The organism is Collinsella sp. AF15-51, from assembly GCF_003462845.1.
Classification (GTDB): domain Bacteria; phylum Actinomycetota; class Coriobacteriia; order Coriobacteriales; family Coriobacteriaceae; genus Collinsella.
On the sequence record NZ_QRYG01000003.1, the window covers coordinates 193805 to 209474 of the forward strand.

Below are 15670 nucleotides of genomic sequence, written 5' to 3' on the forward strand. Positions count from 1 at the left end.
TTACTCCTTAACGGTTTTCTGTAGCAGGCAGACGGCCCAGGCACCGATTCCCTCGCCCTGGCCTTCCCAACCGAGCTTTTCGGTCGTAGTGGCGGCGACGCCCACGTTTTCGACGTCAACGCCCAGGGCATGGGCAAGGTTGGCGCGCATGGCATCGCGGTGCGGAGTGATCTTGGGTTGCTGACAGGCAATGGTGCAATCGGCATCGACAAACTCAAAGCCCAGCTCGCGCGCATAGTCCATCACGCGAGCGAGCAGCACCATCGAATCGGCACCCTCGTAGGCGGGATCGGTGTCGGGAAATAGCCTGCCGATGTCTCCCCCGCGGCAGGCGCCCAGAATGGCGTCGGCCAAGGCATGCGCGAGCACATCGGCATCCGAGTGGCCCAGCAGGCCGCGCTCGTAGGGAATGTCGACCCCGCCGATGATACATCGACGCCCCTCCACCAAACGGTGGACGTCGTAGCCGTGGCCAATGCGCAGGTTACTGAACATGGGGAAGGTCCTCTCCCTCGGCCATGCGGCCAAGCAGAATCGCGGTTACGGGACGCAGGTCCTCGGGCACCGTCACCTTAAGGTTATCGCGCGGGCTCTGGACACAGCGGACGCGGGCGCCCATGCGCTCGACCAGCGAAGAATCGTCGGTCCCGATAAAGCCCTCGGTGATAGCTGCGGTGTGGGCGCGCTTCATGGCGTCGACGCTAAAGATCTGCGGCGTCTGCGCGGCCCAGTAGAGCTCGCGCGGCGGCGTCTCGACGATATTGTCGCCGTCGACGATCTTGAGCGTGTCGATCGCGGGCTGGCCGCACACGACGCCGTCGAGCGAGCGGTCGCCCACAAGCACGTCGATCGCATGATCGATGGCCTCGGTCGTGATGAGCGGACGGGCGCCGTCGTGGATGGCGACATATTCGAAACCCGCCGGTACCGCATGCACGCCGGCACGGGTGGAGTCCTGGCGGGTATCGCCGGCATCGGCAAAACTGATGGGCGTGTCATAGTCAAACGGGTCGATGGCCAGGCGGCGCATCTCGGCACGGCGCTCGGCAGGGCACACCACCACGATGTGGCCGACCTTGTCGCTACGATCGAACGCGCGGATGGACCAGCTCATAAGCGGACGACCCGCTACATTGACGAGCTGCTTGCCACCGGGGTTACCAAAGCGCTGGCCGCTGCCACCGGCAACGACCACGGCGCATACGGGCGCCATTATGCGTTCCCCTGTTTGGTGCCCTTCATGCGGTACAGGGAGTCCGCAAGAATGGCAGGGTTGTTAACGCCAAAGTCGCCCAGGCGCTCCGGATCCTCGCTGATGTCGTCCATGAGCTCCTGCAGCGATCCATACTCGTCGACGATTTTCTCGGCCACGCCGTCGCGCACGACGGACACGCGCGAAAGCGTGCGCAGGCCCAGCGGTGTCATGACGGAGTCCTCGTCCAGGTCGTCGTAACCCAGAACCGCCGCCACATGCTGCGGGTCGGACAAGTCCTTGGGCGTCATACGGCTCAGGTTGGCGCGGATCTTTTCGGCATTGGCCTCGGAAGAATCGCTCGCGTAGTCGCGAATCATCAGGTCGTACTCGGTATCCATGCTGGAGCCGGCGAGCTGCTCGAGCTGCATCTGCACGAGCTTGCCCTGGTTGCCCAACTTGACAATGCAATCCTTAAGCTCAGTCTTTGCCTGCTGCATGATCTCGAAACTCGAGAAAATGCCGGTGATGTCGGCGAGCGTAACGTAGTCGTCGAGCTCGAGGGCCGTCAGGCGCAGCAGGGAGCGATCGAGCGACTGACGGGTAGTCTGGAGCGTGGCGACGAGCTGGTTGACCGAGCTCATGATGGTGGTGACGGGCTGGATCTCGTAGCTCTTGCCGTGGACGTACACGTTGACGACGGCACGACGAGCCGAAACCGAGATCACGATGGCGTCGGTGAGCACCGACATGCGAGCGGCAGTACGGTGACGCATGCCCGTTTCACTCGTGGCGAGCGAGGGATCGGGATTGAGGTGGAAGTTGGCGCGCAGGATCTGGGTGAGGTCGCCATCGATGACGATGGCACCGTCCATCTTGGAAAGCTCGAACAGGCGGTTCGAGGTAAACGAAATGTTGAGCGGGAAGCCGTCGTTACCGGCAGCGAGTACGTTTTCGGTGTCGCCGACGCAAATAAGAGCGCCCAGGTGACCAGCAATGATCATGTCGAGGGCGGTGCGGATCGGCTGGCCGGGGGCAGTCAGGCGAATAGCCTGTTCCATACGCTTTTGCAGCTCGTTCTTATCCAAGGCATCGCTCCCATCGTATACGCTCCATAAACGCTAAATAGTTTCTCACGGTTTGCCCCCGCAGCGCTTGCGAAATCCGATGCTTACAGAATGAGCGAACACCGCTGGGGTAGTCAAAAGAGCCCCAACCCAAATGAGCTGCTTATGTGGTAGCATCGGGATTCACATGAATGAGGGAGTAGTCGCGTGACCGGGTTCGCCTCCGGTGGCGCGGTAAGTCAACACACTGGCCGATGCGGCCTGGCTTGCCTTAATGAACGAGACTCGTGGCTGTGCGCGCAACGCGTACGCCACGGGTCTTTTTTGTTACTCCCCCAAGAGGTACACGCGGGCCCGCCCGCAGAGAGGGAGTCAGACTATGGGACTCGCAGAGCTCGTGCTGCTCGCCGTTGGCCTTTCGATGGACGCCTTTGCCGTATCCATCTGCAAGGGCCTTGGCATGAAGAAGATCGACCTTAAAGTCGCCGCGGTGCTCGGCCTGTTCTTTGGCGGCTTTCAGGCCGGCATGCCCGTAATCGGATGGGCGCTTGGCAGTCAATTCATGGGCATCATCGGACCCATCGACCATTGGATCGCCTTTATCCTTTTGGCCTTTATCGGCGGCAAAATGCTGTGGGAAGCCTTTACCGAGGACGAGAATGAAGGCGACGGCAAGGATGCCGAAAAGATTGACCTGGGCGAGTACCTGATCCTCGCCATCGCCACCTCAATCGACGCCCTAGCCGTAGGCATCTCATTTGCGGCGCTCTCGGTTGACATCGTTCCCGCTGTATCGCTTATCGGCGTCACAACGTTTATCTTCTCCATCGCCGGCGTAGCGATCGGCCACACCTTTGGCGCGCGCTACGAAAAACCTGCCACCATCGTGGGCGGCATCGTGCTCATCCTCATCGGGCTTAAGATCTTGCTTGAGCATCTGGGGATTTTGGCGCTGTAACGCCAAACGCAATCGCTCAAAACTCAACGCCAGTAGCATCACGAATAGTCCCCGCCCAACGGGGTTCTCCCCTCCGCAGGCGTTTCGAAACCCGCCCCCATCCCGGATTCCCACGCAGCGGCCGCGTTCACCGCCGACACGGGGACCCCTAGCTCCCCCGCGACGCGGCAGACCCTCGGCTGCCCCTCGTAAAGGATGCAGAAGACGCGCTCGAGGTCCGACGGTTCGACCAGGCTGCACCGGCAGTCCGCGTACAGCGCGCAGCCCCTCCCGCGCGGGTCGCCGCCCGAGCCCTCATCCGGCTCGTGATGGCGCACCTCGACCCAAAGGCCCTCCGACACGTCATCGAACCCGAAATCGAGCTCCGCCTGGACGCTCTCGCCGAACGCATCGCCCAGGACGAGCTCCGGCACCTTCGTCATACGGCCGTCCAGCCACTCAATCTCTATCATCGTACGCATGGTGCAAGCCTCTTCCGGCACGGGATTGTCAGCTCAAACCGACCCTTACCCATACGGACGAACATAGCTCGCCAGGGGAAGCCCCTGAAGGCCGTGCGCCACAACATGAGGCCGAATCCGCCCCCGGCTGGACAGGCCAACAACGAAGGAGCACACGGAACCGGCGCGGCGTTACAACCGTCCCGGCAAGCGTGTCACTTGGTCAAGTCATGATGCCGACAAACCCGGAAATGCTCCAACGGAGCGCCGAACGAGCGTAACAATATAAAGCCGTGCAACACGCGTTGGACGACCAGAACATCCCAAACAAAGGCCTGTCGGTCCCACCTTCAAGCCCAATAGCAAAATGTGCATCAGCGGAATTGCAGCGATACAAGTCTCAACCATCACACCGCAGCGCGCCTAGTCCCACTCATCCTACTGCAAATGTCCCAGAACGAGAAAACGACCAGCTTAACATGCCAACCTTTATATCCGCACGCGCGTAATTCAACTCATAAGGACCGGTTATCCCTTACCTGTGACACAATCTCAAACGCACAGAACAGAATCATCAGTCCAATCATCGCATAAGAGGCAGCCGAACCTTCAAACACTATTCCACAAAGAACAATCTCCGCGCCGCCAATAAGAACTGTTATCAGGCGCTCTGCCTTTTTGCTCTCGCCGCTCGCATAAAAAGGCGGCAAAGCGCACAAGATCACATATAGCCCGGGAAGGGAATACAGGATCGATAGTCCAAGCCCCCCATCAACCGCAGTGTTTTGCGTAAGAATCAACTGAACCCAAACGGCAATTATCACTGAGCAGGTTGTCGATAAAAGAAGGCTAGAAATATAGCACGCAAGAAAGTCCCGTCGCATTCGAACAGAGAAATCCGCGAACTCTCTTCGCCGCGTGGAAACAATAAGGTACACAGAAATTGCAATAGAACCAATCAGAGAAAACAGCGGAACAACCAGCAATTCAAGCTTATTACCCCATCGATCAACCACACCCCCACTCCAATGAGCGGGAATTGTATCAGGGAGGGCTGACCAAGCCGCCCATAGAATCAGAAATGGAAGAATAGAGAGGATGAAAGATGATAACACTGCAGTAATTTTTTTCGAGGCTCTCATCGATTCCGCATCTCCTTGTGCGCTCACATTCCACTCCGTCTTAAATCAAGTAAAAATAATAGCTTGAATGCAAATTTGTTTTAATTATTGGTTGATCTCATTTCCATTCTTAATAATTGTTATCTTGATTTTATATCGATTATTCGATATATAGTAATATAAATTGTGTTCAAGGAGGGCACCATGATCCGTATTCGCTCCATAGAGCTCTCAAATGTGAAAAACGTTGCTAACGGCACGATCGGCTTCAAGGACAGCCCCTTCGGTTCCAGCGTGATGGGAATATACGGTCAGAACGGATCGGGCAAGACCGCCGTCGTCGAATCCCTCGCGCGAGTCCAGGATTTGATGTGCGGCTTTCCGCTCGACCGTGAAAGCGTCGATCTGATCGGCCCCTCTGCCGAGTGCGCCAAAATCAGCATCGAGGTCGAGGTGACGGAGGGTTCCCCTTCCTCGCTCGGCTTCGTAGGCGGGCTCGGCGGCACCGTAGCGGCCGGGAAGCCCTTCACAGTTTGCTACTCGTTCTCCTTCGACAGGCTCGACGACAGACCGCGCCTCCTCTCCGAGGACCTCTCCGTCCGCGCCGAGGGGCTCGTCAAGAGAAGGCTCGCCGCCTACGATGCGGCCGATACCGAGGACAGCCAGAACCTGAAGCCCGTCAACAGGTGGCGGGCACTCAGAAATCTCGCCGGAAGGGAGGCCGACCTCGACCTCACCGTCGCACGGCGCTCCCCCGACCTGCAGGGCTCCTCGAAGCTGTTCTCGAACGCCATGGTCGCCTTCGCGGTCGCCGCGAGAAAGTCCTATCTCGAGCGCCTCGGAAATAACTCCCTATCCGAGGCGGCGAGGACGGCGTACGAGAGCGTATTGGTTCCACTCATGGACTCCACGACGCTCCTGAACAGGTTCGCCGACGATAAGATGAGGGTCTGTGACACGCGCCGAAGCGCGGCGCTGGCGTTCAACATCTTCCTCCTCGCCTCCCCGGGCAGCAGCACAGGCGGATGGTCACCCGAGGAGGCCGGAAAGGCCCCTGTCATCCGCGACGTGTCACTCCCTATCGATCAGACAACGGTCCTCCCCTCAGAAGTCTGCGACTCGGTCCGCAAGACCGTCGAGACCATCAACTGCGCGCTTGGGGCAATCGTTCCGGGACTCAGCATCCAAGTGAACACCCTCCACGGCGAAACGATGGAAGACGGCACACCGGGCGAGCGCGTCGAGCTCCTATCATGCCGGCAGGGGGTACGCGTCCCCTTCAGAACAGAATCGGAAGGAATCAAGAAGATCGCATCGATGCTCGGCTGGCTGATAAACGTCTTCAATGACGACAGCGCCTGTCTCGTCGTTGACGAGATCGACTCCGGAGTGTTCGAGTTCCTGCTCGGCGAGCTCCTCGAAGTCGTGACCGAGCAGGGCAAGGGCCAGCTCATCTTCACCGCTCACAACCTGCGAGCGCTTGAATGTCTCCCGGTCGGATGCCTCGTCTTCTCGACCTCCAACCCCAACAACCGCTACATCGGGTTCCGGGGCATGGCACCCTCGAACAACCTCAGGAACCAATACCTGAGAGCCATCAACCTCGGGGGGCAGAAGGAACAGCTGTACGAGCCGACCAGAACCTCCGCGATAGGCTCCGCCCTCCTTGAGGCTGGAAGCCCCCAGGCCCTCGACTTCGACTCCCTTCTGTCCTCCATGGGAGGCGAGTGACCATGGCAAGGGAGAAGCGGGTCGTCCTGATTCTCGTGGAGGGGCCGAGCGATGAAAACGCGCTCCTCGAGCCCATGCAGGCCGCGCTCAACTTCGCCGCAAACGGTGCACCGCCCGAGGCGAGGGCGCTCGCCTTCCACTGCGACGTTACCACGGTGCGACCCTTCTCATGGGAGGCCTCCTTCGCCGTCAAGGACAGGGTGCGCGACACCGTGCGCCAGTTCGTCGTCGACCGCATCGCGTCGCGGCACGAGTACGAATGGACCGACCTCGACCGGATCATCCACATCGTCGACCTGGACGGCGCCTTCATACCGAACGAGTGCATCGTCGAGGGGGACTGCGATGGATTCGTCTATGGCCGCGACTCTATCACCGCCCGGGACACCGCTAGGGTGGTAGACAGAAACGAGAGAAAGTCTGCCGCGCTGCTTGAGCTCGCGGGCACGCGCGAGCTCAAGCACAGAAAACACGCAGTCCCCTACAGAGTCTACTTCATGTCCCGCAACCTCGAGCATGCGCTCTACGGCTCCGTACGCGAATTCAGCGATGACGAGAAGAGGCAGCTTTCCGCAGCCTTCGGCAAGAAATACCGGAACGACCCCGAGGGTTTCATCAATCTGCTCCGAAGCGGGGACGTAAAGGTTCCGGGCGATACCGTGGAGGAGACATGGCGCTACGCCCGGGAAGGCACTAATTCCCTCCACCGGGGCTCAAGCCTTCACCTCTTCTTCTCTGACTCTGAACCGGAATCTCCGCCCCGGCCATCCGCTCCCTAGGATCCGAAAGCCCGAATGTCGTGCTGGCGCTTGTGCGAGACGATCAACTTTCGGCAGTCGCTGCTCCCCGTTTTGATCGCATGGCTCTTCCCCGTCGCCCTCCAGCGCCGGGGGTTCCCCTCCATCGCGAAGAGGTAATCCCCGTCCGGCCTTGCCGTCTCTGTAACGCCGAGCCTCCCGACGCGCCTCAAGGAAGGCGGGGTCGTCCCGGGAGAGTGGACAAAACTATAGAGACACGTTCCAAATTGACTAAAGGGTGATATGGGTTAGACGCCAGGCAATTTCCCATTTCTTAAAAGAAGAGAGGGGGCACCTGTCGCAAAAGACCGGGTGTCCCCTCTCGTAATGTCATTTGCAATCCGCTAGCACGTGGCTCGGACCGCTGCCGGCGTGACCTTTACGCGGCAAGGCGCTTGAGGACGTCGATGAGCAGCTCGTAGAAGCGCTCGGCAGAAGCGAGCTCCATGCTCTCGTCCGGGGTGTGGACATCGGAGAGCGTCGGGCCCACGGCGATGGCGTCCAGACCGTGCAGGGCCTCGGCAAACAGGCCGCACTCAAGGCCGGCGTGAATGGACTCGATGCGCAGCTCGGAGCCAAAGAGCTCACGATAGCTCTCGACAAAGACGTCGCGGACCGGCGAATGCTCGGCATAGCTCCAGCCGGGATACTCGAACTCAAACTTGGCGTCGAAGCCCAGGACATCGGCCAGCGTCTGCAGGCGGTCCTTGAACTCGTCCTGCAGCGAGGTGATCGAGGAGCGCGGGGACAGCATGATCTTGACCTCGTCGTCAGAAGTGGCAACCACACCGATGTTGGAGGAAACCTCGACGGAGCCGTCGGTGGCGACGTTGCGGCGAATCACGCCGTTAGGGGCAAGACGCAGGGCGCGGATGAGGGCAAGCGCGGACTTCTGGTCCATGGCCTCGACCTCAGCGTTATCGGCAATCTCGACGGTGCAGGTAAAGCCGGGGTCGAAGACCTCGAGCTCGGCAGTGACGTCGGCGATGATGCCCTTTGCGATCTGGGCCGCGGCCTCGGCGGCAGCGTGGTCGGCGTAGACCAGAACAGCCTTGCACTCACGGTTGATGGCGTTGTCCTTGGTGCCGCCGTTAAAGCTAACGATGGCGGGCTCGCCGGCAACCATCAGGCGGTCGATGATGCGGGCCATGATGAGGTTGCCGTTGCCGCGCTCTAGGTTGATATCGTTGCCGGAATGACCACCCAGTAGGCCGGAGATGTCGAGCGTGAGGGTGCTGCCGGTCTTGTGCTCGCGCACGATGGGGCAGGCGTAGGTAACAACGACGCCGCCGGCGCAGCTGACGGTGGCAACGCCCTCTTCCTCGGAGTCAAGGTTAATCATGGTGCGGGCGCTAATCTGGGACTTGTCGAGCGTCTCGGCACCGACCAGGCCAGTCTCCTCGTCGGTGGTGAATACGCACTCGAGGGCGGGGTGAACGATCGAATCGTCATCGAGAACAGTGAGCATCAGAGCGACAGCAATGCCGTTGTCGGCACCCAGGGTGGTGCCGTTAGCGGTGAGGACGCCGTCCTTGACGACCAGGTCGATACCGTCGGTCGTAAAGTCGTGCTCAACGGAGCCCAACTTGTCGCACACCATATCGATGTGGCCCTGCAGCATCACGGCCGGAGCATTCTCGGCGCCGGCAGAAGCGGGCTTGCGAATGATGACGTTGTAGACCTCGTCCTGGTACACATCGAGGCCGCGCTCCTTGGCAAACGCAACCAGGAAATCGCTGATGCCCTTCTCGTTGCCAGACCCACGGGGGATCGCGCTGACCTCCTCAAAGAAATGGAACAGCTGGGCGGGCTCGTAGCCGGTAATCTTGTAATCCATGGTGCCTCCTTGGCGCAACTGGTTAGACAGTAAGACATGCGCCTTGTATATTCCCAGACTTTGCGTGCATAAACCAGTCGAAAACGCCGAGCGCCCTCGCATCATCGGCTAACGGCGGGGAAACGCTACTTTATTAAGATAAAGCAGGTTAGACGGGCCGCACCGAAGGGGCGTTGGACCCTTCAACCAACCTCAAAGCTTGATCAACGTTTATGCATACGCCATTGGTATGTTTAATGAGGTTTTTGTCCTCCGTCACGACGTAATCGGCATCAATGCGATTAGCGACGCCCAGTATCAGGTCGTCCTCAAAGTCGTTGTGATGATACTTGAACACAAAGGAGTCGAAGACCTCATCTGCACCGACCGGGGCGATGAGGGCTAGCTCGCGCATCTGTCGAACGCATGCCCAGGCCGTTTCGTCTGCCGCCGCAATGGCGTTATCGCTCAGTGAGCCAGTCTTTCTTCGGCACTCCTGCTTGATTGCCGCCGAGACAAGATATGAAACGTCTTTGACCGAAAGCGACGAGGCAAACAGGGCAATCCGCTCCGAGGCGTCGGCAATCTCGATCAGATGGGCGACATTTGCCGTACGGTCGGACCTGCCAGAAAAATAATCCATCCATACGTTGGTATCGATTAACAGCTTGAGGACGCCTTCTGTGCTCATAGTTCCACCCACTCGGGATAGCGCTCCGCCATGGCCTCCTCATAGAGGTCGTCATAGTCTCCCGAGAACTCAGGGATGGGGATGCCGTATTTGAGGCACGAATCGCGAACGATATGGCTGCCTTGCGCGGCCCTTGACTCCATGCGCCGGGGCTCCACTCCGTCAGAAACTGGAGCCGCCGCGTCTCCCTTCGAGGGCATATGTCCGTTAACGACCAGATACTCCCAAAGTGTCCGAACGGCTTGCGACGGCGTCATGCCAATCTGTGCCAAAACGGCGTCCCCGGCATCCTTGAGTTGGCGATCCATGCGCACGTTCATCTGAACCGGCCGTGAGTCTAGTATCGACATAGACATGTTGGCTCCTTTTGCTATACGCTTTCCTTTACTTAGTATAGCATTTAGGATGAATGCCGCCTTTACCAGAAAGGGGACGTCCCAGCTGGAACATCCCCTTCATTCAGACTATTTCACACTTTACAGCGCGCCAGAGCCGGCTTGCATCATGCCGCCGGGGCCCGAGGTCACGCCGCCGCTTACGGGCGTGGCGTTGCCGGTGTGCGGCGCCGCCGGAGCGGTATCGCCGCCGAGCGCGCCGACCGGACGCGGTGCCGGAATCTCGCCCGTGCCGTGGCTAAAGACAAACTTGCCGTCGGCCACATCGCACAGGACGGTATCGCCCTCGCCCCACTCGCCGGCCAGCAGCTCCTCGGACAGCGGGTCCTCAATGAGCTTTTGGATGGCGCGGCGCAGCGGACGCGCGCCATTGGTGAGGTCGGTGCCCTCGGCCACAATCTTGTCGTAGGCCGCATCGGTGAGCTTGATGTTCATGCCGTTGGCAATCAGGCGTTGACGCAAGTCGTCCACCAGCAGGTGCGCGATCTTGGTCAGATTCTCGCCCGAAAGCTTCTGGAACACCACGATGTCGTCGATACGGTTGAGCAGCTCGGGGCGGAACAGGCGCTTGAGTTCGCCCATCGCACGGCCCTTAATCTCGCTCGAGGTAAGGCCGTGCTCGCCGGTGGTGCCAAAGCCAACGCTCGCATCCTGCGCAATCTCGCGGGCGCCCACGTTGGACGTCATGATGATCACGGTATTGCGGAAGTCGACCGTCTTGCCTTGGCTATCGGTCAGGCGGCCCTCCTCCAGCACCTGCAGCAGAATGTTGAAGATATCGGGGTGCGCCTTCTCGATCTCGTCAAACAGCACAACCGAGTACGGATGACGGCGCACGGCCTTGGTGAGCTGACCGCCCTCGTCATGGCCAACGTAGCCCGGGGGGCTACCGATAAGCTTGGAGACCTCGAACTCGCTGCCAAACTCCGACATGTCGAAGCTGATGAGCGCGTCCTTGCTGCCAAAGAGATACTCGGCAAGCGTCTTGGCGAGCTCGGTCTTGCCCGTGCCGGTGGGACCCAGGAAGATAAAGCTGCCGCCGGGGCGACGCGGGTCCTTGAGCGGCGAGCGACTGCGGCGCACGGCCTTGGCAACGGCCTCGACTGCCTCGTCCTGGCCGATAATGCGGGTCTTGAGCACGCTTTCGGTCTGCAGCAGGCGACGGCTCTCGCTCTCGGTGAGCGAAGACACCGGCACACCCGAGGTCACGGAGACGATGTCGGCGATCTGGGCGACGTCGATGGTGAGCGGGCTCGCGTCGAGCTCGGCCGTCCAGGCAGCCTTGGCCTCGGCAACCTCAATCTCGGCAGCCTTTTGCTGCTCAGTGATCTCGGCAGCCTTGTTCATGTCGTCGCTCTCGGTGGCCTCCTGTGCGGCAGCCTTGAGCTCTTCGACGCGATGCTCGGCCTCGCGCACCGGCTCGGGCGCGCGGTTAGCGGCGATGCGGGCGCGGGCACCGGCCTCGTCGATAAGGTCGATGGCCTTATCGGGCAGGAAGCGGTCCTGAATGTAGCGGTTGGAGAGGTTCGCGGCGGCCTCGATAGCACCCTGTGTGTAACGCACATGGTGGTGCTCCTCGTAGCGCGGCTTGAGCGCGGTCAGGATCTTGACCGTGTCCTCGACGCTCGGCTCCTCGACATCGATTGTCTGGAAGCGACGCTCAAAGGCCGGATCCTTGGTGAGGTACTTGCGGAACTCCTCGGCCGTGGTGGCGCCGATGATCTGGAAGGCACCGCGTGCGAGAACGGGCTTGAGCATGGAGCTCGCATCGATAGAACCCTCAGCAGAGCCGGCACCGATGATGGTGTGCATCTCGTCGATAAACAAGATAACGTCGTCGGCTTCGGTCGCCTCCTGGATCACGTTCTTGAGACGCTCCTCGAACTCGCCGCGATACTTGGCGCCCGCAACAAGACCCGGCAGGTCGAGTGTCCAGATATTCTGGTTCATGAGGTTCTCGGGCACGTTGCCGGCGGCAATCTGCTGAGCCAGGCCCTCGACGATGGCTGTCTTGCCCACGCCGGGATCACCCAAGATAAGCGGGTTGTTCTTGGTGCGGCGCGAAAGGATCTCCATCATGCGCTGGACTTCCTTTTCGCGACCGATCACGGGATCGAGCTTGCCGTCGCGCGCCTTCTGTGTGAGGTTGGTGGCGAACTGCTTGAGCGTGTCGGTGCCGTCCCCCTTTTGCTGTGAGGCGTCCGAGCCGCTAAAGAACGGCAGGCCCGCACCGGGGCGGCCGGCGCCAGCTCCGGCGAGCGGACGCTTCTTGTCCTGGTCCTTGGCGGTGAGCTTTTCGATGGCCTTTTTGATAGAAGCGGACGAAACACCCAGGCGCATGAGGATGTCCATGGCCATTCCGTTGCCCTCTTCGACGATACCGATGAGCAGGTGCTCGGTCGACACATAGGTCTGGTTGTTCTCGCGCGCCACACGGAAGGAACGCTCCATCACGCTAATGACGAGCGGCGTAAAGGCGAGCTTGGCGGCCTCGGTCTCCTCGCTGGGCTCGGGAACGGTGGTCTGGACCTCCTTGAGGGTGTCCATGATGTCGTCGTAGGAGATATCGAGCGAGCGCAGTGCCTTGGCGGCAATGCCCTCGTCCTCCTTAGCGAGCGCGAGCAGCAGATGCTCGGTACCCACTTTATTTGAGTGTAGATCGAGCGCCTCTTGCTTGGCCATGGACATGACCTTGCGCGCGCGATCGGTAAAACGGTCTAACATGCTAGTTCCTCTTAGACGAGCTAGTTTTTTCAAACGCAAAGCGCCGCCCCGCGGCAGCGCTTTGGTCTCTTTACCCATATGGAGTATATGTTAACCGTTGGGACCTTTTCCGCACGGAGCCATACGACAACGTCTACAAAAAAGGAATCGCTCCGGTCTGTTTGGGGGTCTGGTTCTGAGCGTTGCCTAGCAGGCAGGCTCGACGTCCATGCCCTCGGAAATGTTGGCAACCTCCTCGGCAGCGGGAGCACCCGGCATGTGCACGAGCTCCATGTGCGGCTCGGCAAAGACCGTGCCCATGGGGAAGGCGCGACGGAAGACAAACCGGGCAACCGGACCGGCCACCAGCAGGTTCCAGGGCAGGGCCATGATAAAGTTGCGCGGAATGTTGACGAGCCACATCATCGGCAGCGCCTGCAAATTGGTAAGCGGGCCGCCGGGCATATGGAACAGGCCCTCGCAGGCGCCGTAGAGCGACATGATGATGACCATGGGGACGACCATGCAGGAGCTGACGGCGAGCGTCATAGCGAGCGGCGAGCTCTTGCCCGGAGTAACCAGGAACTTGAAGGCGAAGCCTTTGGCTGGCGGGCTGGCGATAAACCAGTCGCAGCACATGGCAAAGACGTAGGCAACGGGGAAGCCAAGCCATGCAGCGGCAACAACCTCGCCGTTGATGGCCCCATGCTGCAGGGCAACGTTGTAGATGCTCATCCAGAGCACCATACAAAAACACATGATAAAGGTGAACAGCAGGCTCTCTCGTTTGTTGATAGGCATAAAGGGCGAAATCCTTTCTGTGTTACGCCGCGGCGCGTGCAAAAAAACGGGCAGGCGAGATGGAGTTACTGGGACTTCATCTCGCCCGCCCGCGGTACGTGCGTCTGCGACTACTTATGTGGTGGAACTACCCTAACACGAACAACACGCGCTTCGTAAGCGTTGAGTTTGTGGAGATGCTCGGCGTATTGGTGCAAAGTAACCTGTCCCCCTTGCACCAATTAGCTGGTGTGGCGCCAGCGGGGATCGGTGAGAGTTCTCGCTACGCTCAGGCCGACGGGAAGGAACGCCACGATGAGCACCGCACGCACAAACCAGCCAAGCATATTAACCGTGTCAAACGTGCACATGTAGTACATCGAGCGATACAGATACAGTCCCGGCACCATGATGACAATCGATGGCACCGTGAGGGCGATGCGCGGGTACGTGAGCTTGATTTCGGCCAGGCTCGCAAGCAGTCCCGACACCAGCGCGCCGATAAACGCCGCCGCCTCGGGAGGCATGCCTGCACTCAGGCCCAGAAAGGGAAACAGCGTCGGCGCATCGACGAGCGTAAGGCGCAAGGTATTAGACACGGCACCGATGAGCCCAGCCGCCGCGGCCATCTTTATCGGACTGTTGAACATAACCGAGAAGCCAAATACACCGATAAAGCTCATCAGTATGCGCAAGAGCGTAAGAGCCAACGGTGAGAGGCCGAGCGGGGCGAAGTCATCCGGCGCCAGTCCCACACACTCGGCAACCATCCAGCCTACGAGGGTCGCCATCACAATAATTGACACAGCATACGAAAGACGCTCGATGCCGCTTCGCATATCGAGCTTTGCGATGTCGAGGCCTGCCGTAATGAGGGGAAAGCCGGGGATGACAAAGAGCATGGCGCCGATATAGCCTTCTTGGTGCGACATTGCCCCCGGAATGACCTGGCCAAGGCCGAGCAACGCCAGTAAATACGAGATACAGGCCAGCGCGACGCCAATCGTCAACGCGCTAAACTGGCCGAGGCCCTGCTTGAGGATATGAGAACGGGCAAAGTTGCCGACGCCCGCGCCCACGAACGCACATGCCATCTCAATGGGACCGCCACCAAGTAAAAAGACAAAGGCGCCACAGGCGCAGGCCGCCGCAAGGCCCTGTTGCCAAGGCGCGTAATCAGGTTTTGAACTCTCAACGGTCTTGAGCATCTCGTGATACTCATGCACGGTAAACCGGCGCCCATAAGTCTCGATTTCCTTTAGGAAGCTCTCCATCATCCAAATGCGATGAGTGTTGACGCCCGTTGTTGGCAGGCTGACGACCTCGTTAAAGCAGTGGCCGCCTTCGATGCAGGTGCACTCAAACGACAGGAGACTTAAGTCAACGTGGATGGTGACACCGAGTACGGCGGCGACGCGGTTCATGGTATCGCGTACACGCCAGGCACCCGTTCCGCTCGCGAGCATAAGCATACCGGTGCGGCAGATGATGGATGATTTGTCGGTAAGTGGCGCATCGACGGCAAGCTCATCGCCCGCGGTCACGATCTGGCGCCAGTCAGTTTTCATATGGAGCGCGCCGGCACGGACACCGTGGTGCATGGGGGCTCTCGAAGGCAGTGAGTCAAGGCGCGAAGGCTGTGGGGGTTCCGTCGATTCATCCTCAACCTCATCAGCCTCTTCATCGACCAGATCAAAGGAATCAAGCGGCGCTGGCTCGCGACGGTCGATCAGCTCCTCGTCCTCATCATCAAAGTAATTGAACTGATCGAGCATGTCCTCTTCGATCGCGCGCTCGCTCGCATCGTCCATACAGACGCTCCCTTCCTGCCGACTAACTCCCATCCTAGGCAGCGACGGCTAAAGGAAACATAAAAGAGACAACTGTCATGTGAGTCATGTACGCAATAGCCGTTAGGTAGTCGTTGGGTGTTCCTATAGTTTTGTCAACTGGGAAATGCTCTCCGTGCGACCGAATCG

At 59.7% G+C, this 15670-nt stretch carries 14 protein-coding genes; 3 read left to right on the plus strand and 11 right to left on the minus strand.

The genetic code is table 11. The features are described from left to right. From ispF to disA, 3 genes are read right to left on the minus strand one after another with little or no spacing between them, the layout of a single operon-like run. Window positions 1-495 carry a 2-C-methyl-D-erythritol 2,4-cyclodiphosphate synthase gene (gene ispF / locus DWW51_RS03050; protein ID WP_117773482.1) on the minus strand — a complete coding sequence of 165 codons (495 nt, stop codon included), beginning with the start codon at window positions 493-495 and terminating at the stop codon, window positions 1-3. Next, window positions 485-1213, minus strand: coding sequence for a 2-C-methyl-D-erythritol 4-phosphate cytidylyltransferase (gene ispD / locus DWW51_RS03055; RefSeq protein WP_117773483.1), 729 nt, complete (start codon window positions 1211-1213; stop codon window positions 485-487). The genes ispF and ispD overlap by 11 nt, the downstream gene beginning before the upstream one ends. Beyond that, complete coding sequence (disA, locus tag DWW51_RS03060) at window positions 1213-2253, minus strand: DNA integrity scanning diadenylate cyclase DisA (RefSeq protein ID WP_369831362.1); 1041 nt, start codon at window positions 2251-2253, stop codon at window positions 1213-1215. Before disA ends, ispD begins: the two co-directional genes overlap by 1 nt. A 385-nt stretch (window positions 2254-2638) precedes the next feature. On the opposite strand from disA, the gene DWW51_RS03065 reads away from it, so the two are divergent. Next, window positions 2639-3217, plus strand: coding sequence for a manganese efflux pump MntP family protein (locus DWW51_RS03065; protein ID WP_117773484.1), 579 nt, complete (start codon window positions 2639-2641; stop codon window positions 3215-3217). A 38-nt stretch (window positions 3218-3255) separates the two neighbouring features. Here DWW51_RS03065 and DWW51_RS03070 read toward each other — a convergent pair whose 3' ends face one another. Together DWW51_RS03070 and DWW51_RS03075 are read right to left on the minus strand one after the other, a co-directional pair. Then, window positions 3256-3678 carry a hypothetical protein gene (locus DWW51_RS03070; RefSeq protein WP_117773485.1) on the minus strand — a complete coding sequence of 141 codons (423 nt, stop codon included), beginning with the start codon at window positions 3676-3678 and terminating at the stop codon, window positions 3256-3258. Window positions 3679-4172: 494 nt separating this feature from the next. Then, window positions 4173-4826 carry a DUF1648 domain-containing protein gene (locus DWW51_RS03075; protein WP_124785975.1) on the minus strand — a complete coding sequence of 218 codons (654 nt, stop codon included), beginning with the start codon at window positions 4824-4826 and terminating at the stop codon, window positions 4173-4175. 156 nt (window positions 4827-4982) lie between these two features. On the opposite strand from DWW51_RS03075, the gene DWW51_RS03080 reads away from it, so the two are divergent. Together DWW51_RS03080 and DWW51_RS03085 are read left to right on the plus strand one after the other, a co-directional pair. After that, complete coding sequence (locus tag DWW51_RS03080; protein ID WP_117773487.1) at window positions 4983-6509, plus strand: hypothetical protein; 1527 nt, start codon at window positions 4983-4985, stop codon at window positions 6507-6509. A gap of 2 nt (window positions 6510-6511) precedes the next feature. Then, entirely contained in the window at window positions 6512-7288 is a 777-nt protein-coding gene (locus tag DWW51_RS03085; RefSeq protein WP_117773488.1) for a hypothetical protein, read from the plus strand. 397 nt (window positions 7289-7685) lie between these two features. On the opposite strand, the gene DWW51_RS03090 is transcribed toward DWW51_RS03085, so the two are convergent. The 6 genes from DWW51_RS03090 to DWW51_RS03115 form a co-directional block, all read right to left on the minus strand. Beyond that, entirely contained in the window at window positions 7686-9143 is a 1458-nt protein-coding gene (locus tag DWW51_RS03090; protein WP_117773489.1) for an aminoacyl-histidine dipeptidase, read from the minus strand. 148 nt (window positions 9144-9291) lie between these two features. Then, the gene (locus DWW51_RS03095; protein WP_117773490.1) at window positions 9292-9813 is read right to left on the minus strand and encodes a PIN domain-containing protein; all 522 of its coding nucleotides are present in this window, start codon (window positions 9811-9813) and stop codon (window positions 9292-9294) included. Beyond that, the gene (locus tag DWW51_RS03100) at window positions 9810-10169 is read right to left on the minus strand and encodes a type II toxin-antitoxin system RelB/DinJ family antitoxin (RefSeq protein WP_197032147.1); all 360 of its coding nucleotides are present in this window, start codon (window positions 10167-10169) and stop codon (window positions 9810-9812) included. The genes DWW51_RS03095 and DWW51_RS03100 overlap by 4 nt, the downstream gene beginning before the upstream one ends. Window positions 10170-10289: 120 nt before the next feature. Then, window positions 10290-12932: an ATP-dependent Clp protease ATP-binding subunit gene (locus DWW51_RS03105; protein ID WP_117773491.1), complete on the minus strand. Its 2643-nt coding sequence runs from the start codon at window positions 12930-12932 to the stop codon at window positions 10290-10292. A 186-nt stretch (window positions 12933-13118) separates the two neighbouring features. Then, window positions 13119-13712 carry a DUF2798 domain-containing protein gene (locus DWW51_RS03110; RefSeq protein WP_117773492.1) on the minus strand — a complete coding sequence of 198 codons (594 nt, stop codon included), beginning with the start codon at window positions 13710-13712 and terminating at the stop codon, window positions 13119-13121. A gap of 221 nt (window positions 13713-13933) precedes the next feature. Next, window positions 13934-15502 (minus strand): threonine/serine exporter ThrE family protein, encoded by a 1569-nt coding sequence (locus tag DWW51_RS03115; RefSeq protein ID WP_231500736.1) that lies wholly within the window; start codon window positions 15500-15502, stop codon window positions 13934-13936. Window positions 15503-15670 lie beyond the last annotated feature (168 nt).